The organism is Thermodesulfobacteriota bacterium (genome assembly GCA_036482575.1).
GTDB lineage: Bacteria > Desulfobacterota > GWC2-55-46 > GWC2-55-46 > JAUVFY01 > JAZGJJ01.
Genome location: JAZGJJ010000070.1, coordinates 1 through 6,699, shown reverse-complemented (window position 1 = coordinate 6,699; position 6,699 = coordinate 1). Strand labels below are relative to the sequence as shown.

General features: G+C 60.4%; 6 protein-coding genes. 1 reads left to right on the top strand and 5 read right to left on the bottom strand.

Annotated features, from left to right (window positions below; translation table 11 throughout):
- Positions 1 to 35: 35 nt before the first annotated feature.
- The 5 genes from V3W31_03065 to tadA all read right to left on the bottom strand — a co-directional run bounded on the left by V3W31_03065 (position 36) and on the right by tadA (position 5,895).
- On the bottom strand, positions 36 to 1,160 hold the full coding sequence (locus tag V3W31_03065; protein MEE9613919.1) for a DUF1565 domain-containing protein: 1,125 nt from the start codon (positions 1,158 to 1,160) through the stop codon (positions 36 to 38).
- A gap of 1 nt (position 1,161) precedes the next feature.
- Positions 1,162 to 2,268: a DUF362 domain-containing protein gene (locus V3W31_03060; protein ID MEE9613918.1), complete on the bottom strand. Its 1,107-nt coding sequence runs from the start codon at positions 2,266 to 2,268 to the stop codon at positions 1,162 to 1,164.
- 4 nt (positions 2,269 to 2,272) lie between these two features.
- Positions 2,273 to 3,931 carry a ribonuclease J gene (locus V3W31_03055; protein ID MEE9613917.1) on the bottom strand — a complete coding sequence of 553 codons (1,659 nt, stop codon included), beginning with the start codon at positions 3,929 to 3,931 and terminating at the stop codon, positions 2,273 to 2,275.
- Positions 3,928 to 5,373, bottom strand: a complete 1,446-nt coding sequence (locus V3W31_03050; protein MEE9613916.1) for a phosphomannomutase/phosphoglucomutase — start codon at positions 5,371 to 5,373, stop codon at positions 3,928 to 3,930. Before V3W31_03050 ends, V3W31_03055 begins: the two co-directional genes overlap by 4 nt.
- A 69-nt stretch (positions 5,374 to 5,442) precedes the next feature.
- A complete protein-coding gene (gene tadA, locus V3W31_03045) occupies positions 5,443 to 5,895 on the bottom strand; it encodes a tRNA adenosine(34) deaminase TadA (GenBank protein MEE9613915.1) in 453 nt (150 codons plus the stop codon).
- 80 nt (positions 5,896 to 5,975) lie between these two features.
- Here tadA and V3W31_03040 point away from each other — a divergent pair.
- Positions 5,976 to 6,699, top strand: a 724-nt coding sequence (locus V3W31_03040; protein MEE9613914.1) for an MBL fold metallo-hydrolase, incomplete at its 3' end; no start/stop codon positions are given.

The following is a 6,699-nucleotide window of genomic DNA, read 5'->3' as shown; positions in this document are numbered from 1 at the left end:
CTCTCGAAGGGTGAGCGTACCTAAAGCTCCGCCCCTCAGTCACAGCTCTCCCCGGCCCCGGCCCCCCAGACGACCTTTCCGCTCTTGACTATCTTTATATCGGTCCCGCAGACGGGCTTATCCGAGTTCCACCTGTTACCGACCGCGTAGACCACGGCGCCGGATTCGTTAACTATGGCGGTCCCGCCGGTGCCGGTAAAGACGTTGCCACCCGGGTCCGAGGCGGTACCCAGGTCCGGCTGGGCCTGACCCTTGATCTGAACGCCGTTGCCCCCCTGGACCTCGAACCTGTTGCCGCGAACGACGGGGCTGGCCTCATAGTGAAGGCTCAGCGCCCCGTGAACGTACGAGGCGTGGAATGAGTTGCCTTCTACGAGCGGGTTCCCGTACTGGACGGATATGGCGCGATAGCTGTTTCCGGAAAAGTTGTTCTCCTTAATAATGGCGTCGCCGTGGACGTTGTCTATGTACGAGCCCTCGATAAAGTCGTTCTTCCGTATGGTCGCGGTTCCCAGGCAATGCGTGTAAACCCCGTAGGCGCTCGTCTTGAAGACATTGCCCTCAACGAGCGGGTCGCCGCCGCCGTGCAGGGTAACACCACCGTAGCTGTCGGAAAAGTTGTTGTTCCTTATAGTAATGCCCGCGTCCGCGCTGTAGATGCCGAACCGTAAGAGCTTTTTATCGCCCGTCCTTATGGCCAGCCCCGAGACGGTCGTCCCCCCCGCCCCCCCCGCGCCTTTTATTGTCGCGTGGTAGTTCTTGTATGCCGGACCGCTGCCGATAATGACCGTCGGGACCGGCCCGCTGCCCTTGTTGGCCTCGTCGCCGACGAGCGTTACGCCCGGCGGAAGCTGGATGGGGAACTTTTCACCACGCTCGGCGTCGTAAATGCCCGGAGCGACCCATACCACCTCATCGGCCTTTACGGCCTTCATGGCGGCGGTAACGGTCCTGTAGGGCGTGCAGTCGCCGTCGGCAATCACGTCGTCGCCGTACCTCGCGGAGACGATTATGTCCGGGTCGAGGCCGGAGGGCGGGTCGGGCGCGGCGCACCTTATCTTGAGCGTCCTCATGACCCCGCACGAACTAAGGAGCGTCAAGAGCGTTAACCCCACGAAAAAAACGAGATACCCGTTATCTCTCCCTTTTCTTATATACATATCAAACCTCCTCCAGTTCATAGTCTTTCGTCCCGAGCCCCGCCTCTTCGCCGTAGTTAAGCTGCACCTCCCAGTCTATATCCGGATGCACCCCCCGAAACTTGTCTCCTCCGGGCTCGTGGCCCGCGCTTAGCGCCGTACCCTTATACCCCTCCTGCCTGTTGACGAGGTCCGCGCATGCCCGGTCCAGGGCTACGGGGTCAACCGAGGCCGCTATCCCGACGTCCGGCACTATAGGCGCGTCCGTATGTCCGTAGCAATCGCAGAGAGGGGAGACCTGCGTTATAAAGCTTACGTAGACGCACCTGCCGTCCTTGCCCTTAAGCGCCCCCTTCGCGTGCTCGACCATCTTCTCCTGCACCCCGGAGGCGTTCTCGTTCCACTGTACGTTTATCGTGCCCTCGGGGCAGACGGCTATGCAGTGGCTGCATCCGATGCAGAGCTTTTCGTCTATGACGGCCGCCTTGCCTATCTCTATGGCGTCCGCCGGGCAGATGAGCGCGCACTCGCCGCAGGCCGTACAACCGGTCTCATCCACGATAGGAGCGCAGTTGGAGTGCTGCGCGAGCTTCCCCTCCCTGCTCGCGCACCCCATGCCGACGTTCTTCAGAGCCCCGCCCATGCCCGTAAGCTCGTGGCACTTGAAGTGGGTGAGCACCACGAGCCCGCTTGCCTCGCATATCTCCTTTGCTATGCTTACTTCTTTCAGGTGCTTTCCGTTAACCTCGACGGCCTCCTTGCTCTCGCCCCGGAGGCCGTCCGCTATGACTACGGGCGCGGCCATTGCCGCGAAGCCGAAGCCGTTAAGTATCGCGCACTCGATGTGGGAGACCGTATTCGTCCTCCGGCCGACGTAAAGCGTATTCGTATCGGTAAGGAACGGCCTTGCGCCGGTCTCCTTAATACCGTCTATGACCTTCCTTACGAAGACCGGCCTTATGTAAGAGGTGTTGCCCTTTTCCCCGAAGTGGAGTTTTATTCCGACGAGCTGGCCCTTCGTGAACCTTTCACCTACGCCGACTTTTTCGAGAAGCTCGTCGAGCTTATCCAGGAGGTTCCGCTGCGAGTCGGCACGGAGGTCGGCCAGGTATACTTTCGGTTTCCCCACGGAACTAGATCTCTATTATAAGCGGTAGTATGACGGGCCTTCGTTCGAGTGCCTTGTTGAAGTAGCGCCTGAGACTCCTTCTGACCTCTTCGGTGACTTCGAGCGTATCGCTCCTGGCTTCGACGTTTATGTCCCCGAGCGTGGCGATTACCCTGTCCCTCGCGCCCTCTATAAGTTCGGGGCTCTCCTCTTCGTGCACGACGCCGCGCGTTACTATGTCCGGTCCGTAGACGAGCTCTCCGGTCTTTTCGTTAAGGACCACCACGGCCAGCACCATCCCGTCGCTGGCCAGGTGCCCCCTGTCCTTCAAGACCATGTCCCTTACGTCCCCCACGCCCTTGCCGTCGACGAAGACTTTTCCGGACTCGACCTTCCCTGTTATCCCGGCACTATCTTCGGTAAGTTCCACCACGTCGCCGTCTTCGGCTATTATCGTATTCTCTTCCGGCACGCAGACCTTTGTGGCCAGACGGCAGTGGCGGACCAGGTGGCGGTACTCGCCGTGGACGGGGATGAAGTAGCGGGGCCTTACCATGTTGAGCATAATCTTCAACTCCTCCTGGCTCGCGTGGCCCGAGACGTGTACCTCGGAGACCTTTTCGTATATCACGTCGGCCCCGCGGCGATAGAGGTGGTTCATCATGTTCGATATGGCCTTCTCGTGGCCGGGGATGAACTTCGACGAGAGGACCACCGTGTCGCCCTTCACTATCTTCAGCTGCTTGTGGTTGTCGAGCGCCATGCGGGTGAGCGCGCTCATGGGCTCGCCCTGGCTGCCGGTCGTTAAGAGCACCACCTTCCGGCGCCCCAGGCTGTCGACCTGCTTCATATCCGCTATAAGGCCGTCACGGATCCGGAGGTAGCCGAGCTCCCTCGCTATCCTCGTATTGTTGACCATGCTCCTGCCGTTAAGGATGACCTTCCTTCCGCTCTTGTCGGCCGTGTCCATGACCTGTTGGATGCGGTGGATGTTCGACGAGAAGGCGGCCACGATTATCCTGCCCTCCGCCTTGCTGAAGATATCCTCGAGGTTCTCGCCTATCTCCCTCTCCGAGAGGGTGTAGCCCTCCTTCTCGACGTTAGTGGAGTCAGAGAGGAGCGCCAGCACCCCTTTCTCGCCGTACTCGGAGAAGCGCGCGTAGTCCATGACCTCGCCATCGACCGGGGTCTGGTCCATCTTGAAGTCGCCCGTGTGGACCACGACGCCTACGGGCGTGGTTATGGCGAGCGCCACCCCGTCCACTATGGAGTGGCTTACGCGCATGAACTCTATGGAGAACGGGCCGATGGTAACGGTATCCCTGGGGCGAACGGTGTTGAAGGTGGTCTTCTTAAGGAGGTCGAACTCGGCAAGTTTCGATTCTATGAGGCCCCGGGTGAGTCTCGTCGCGTATATGGGCGCGTTTATCTCGCGCAGGACGAACGGAAGGGCGCCGATGTGGTCCTCGTGGCCGTGGGTTATGACGAACGCCTTTACTTTATCGCGGTTCTTCTTGAGGTAACTTACGTCCGGGATGACTATGTCTATCCCGAGCATGTAGTCCTCGGGGAACATGAGGCCGCAGTCGACGACGATGATGGAGTCGTCGTACTCGAACGCCATTATGTTCATCCCTATCTCGCCGAGCCCGCCGAGCGGGATTATCTTTAGCGGGGTTGTCACGGAATCGTCACGCCGGGCTTTACTTCCCGGAGCTTCTCCCGCATGAACTCTTTAAGCCTTTCGACCGTCTCTTCACTCCCGGCCTCGAACCTGAGGACCAGAACGGGCTGGGTGTTGCTGGCCCTGACGAGCGCCCACCCCTCGTCGAATATTACCCGGAGGCCGTCTATGGTAACGACGTCCTTTACAGGCAGATCTTCCGTCCCGTCCTTTACCACTCCACGGAGCTTTTCTATCACGCCGAACTTCTCCTCGTCCGGGCAGTCGACCCTTATCTCGGGCGTGGCGAAGGTCTTTGGCAGGTCCTTCAGGATGTCCGAGAATACGGCGCCCGGATCTTCCTTGAGCCGGGCGGCCATTATCTCGGCGAGGCGGCAGGTGGCGTAGACCGCGTCGTCGAAGCCGAAGTAGCGGTCCGCGAAAAATATATGGCCGCTCATCTCGCCTGCCATGGCGGCTCCGAGCTCCTTCATCCGGGCCTTTATGAGCGAGTGGCCGGTCTTCCACATGACGGCCTCTCCGCCGAGCCGTTCTATCCCGTCATACATGGTCTGCGAGCACTTTACCTCCCCGACTATCGTAGCGCCCGGCGTTTTCTTCAGTATGTCCCCGGCGAAGATGACCATCAGCTGGTCGCCCCAGACCATCGTCCCCCGCTCGTCCACAACCCCAATTCTGTCCGAGTCGCCGTCGTAGCCCACGCCGAAGTCGCAGCCCTCGTCTTTTACGACCCGGACAAGGGCCTGCATGTTCTCTTCGACCGTCGGGTCGGGGTGGTGGTTGGGGAAGCGGCCGTCCGGCTCGCAGAAAAGTTCGACCACCTCGCAGCCGAGCGCCCTCATGAGGCGCGGCGCCACGAGCCCCCCGGTGCCGTTCCCGGCGTCGAGCGCTACCTTGACCGGCCTCTTTAAATCCTTGCCGATGGAGAACTTTCCGGTGAGATAGTCGACGTACTTTGATATGATGTCGATCGTCTCGACCGAGCCCGATTTTTCCGCAGGACCGGGAAGCTCTCCCTTCATGACCTCCTTCAACTCCTGGATCTCCGCGCCGTGGATGGTCTCCTTGCCGACGCTCACCTTGAAACCGTTATACTCGGGCGGGTTGTGGCTCCCGGTTATCATTATCCCGCCGTCGAGGTCGAGGGTGTGGAGCGAGAAGTAGCTAAGCGGCGTGGGGCACTCGCCGAGGTCCACGCAGTCGAGCCCCGCCTTTGTAAGCCCCTTTACGAGCGCGTCCCTTATCTCACCGGAACTCAGCCTTACGTCCCGGCCGACGCTCACCTTAAGGGTCTGGTCCGGGCTCTTGCCGGTCTTCTCCCTCAGGTAGGCGGCGTAGGCCCGGCCGAGGAGCTCCGCCAGCCCCGGGGTCAGATCCTCGCCGAAGACCCCCCTTATGTCGTACTCACGAAATATCTTCTCTTTTATTTCCATGATTTCCATTATTGCGCGCTTCCTCCTTGCTTCAACTTTTTTGACGGGAGTTCGGGGAGTGAAGGAGGGGAGGGGGGTTCACCCCTTCCTGAGTTTCGAGAAAAAACCCTTCAGAAGCTCCCGGGCCTCGACCTCCCCCACGCCACTGGTGACCTTTATACGGTGGTTAAGACGCCTGTCGTCGGCCACCTTATATAACGACCCGCAGGCCCCGGCCTTCGGGTCCATGCAGGCGAATACCAGCCTCTCGACCCTCGCCTGGACCATCGCGCCCATGCACATAAGGCACGGCTCGAGCGTTACGTAGACCGTGCAGCCCGTAAGCCGCCAGGCGCCGAGCTTTTTGGCGGCCCTTTTAAGGGCTACTATCTCGGCATGCAGGGTCGGGTCCGCACCGGTCTCCTTCCGGTTGTAGCCCCGGGCGATGACCTCGCCGCCCTTGACCACGACCGCGCCCACGGGCACCTCGCCCCGCTTTTCGGCCTTCCGGGCCTCCTTAAGGGCCGAGGCCATAAAGAACTTATCATCCACGGCTTCACCCAAAACAACCCTTAAATTACAGTAATTACCGGGGGTTGTCAACTGCCTGCCACCCGTGCTAAATTAGGGCCATGGCGGAGTTGAAGGACTCGATCGAACATAGCGGCTTCAGGTACGAGTGGCTGGGGCAGTCGACCGTTAGGATAACCACGCCGGACGGCCTTATCGTCTACACCGACCCGGTGATGCTCGACCCCGACCCGCCGAAGGCCGACCTTATCGTCATAACGCACCACCACGTGGACCACTGCCTGCCCGAGTTCGTGCGCGCCATAAGGGGCGAGGAGACGCAACTCGCCTCTTTCCACGCGAGTTACATAAAGCACTGCGCCGAGGACATAAAGGGGGTCAGGACCGTCAAGATAGGGCAGACGGTGGAGCTAAAAGGGGTCCGGATAACCGGGGTGGAGGCCTACGCCGCGCGCGGCTTTCACACAAAGGGCGAGGGGTGCGGCTTTTTGATGGAGATCGAGGGGCAGAGGATCTACTTCTCCGGCGACACCGCACGCACGCCCGAGATGGGGAAGCTTAAGGACGTGGACGTGGCCATCGTCTCCATAGTCGACAACATCCACGCCATAGACACGGGTGAGATTGTGGAGGCGGTGAAGGAAATGAAGCCCGGACTATTCATCCCCGTACACTTCACCCCGCCGGACGCTGCGGACCCGGAGATAAAGGACGGCATGTTCGCCACCCAGGACCCGCGCTTCTTCACGCGCAAGGAAGACCCCGTGCGGCTGGTGAAATCCTTCGAGGGTACGGGGACGGAGGTGGGGCTCTTAAGGATGCTGG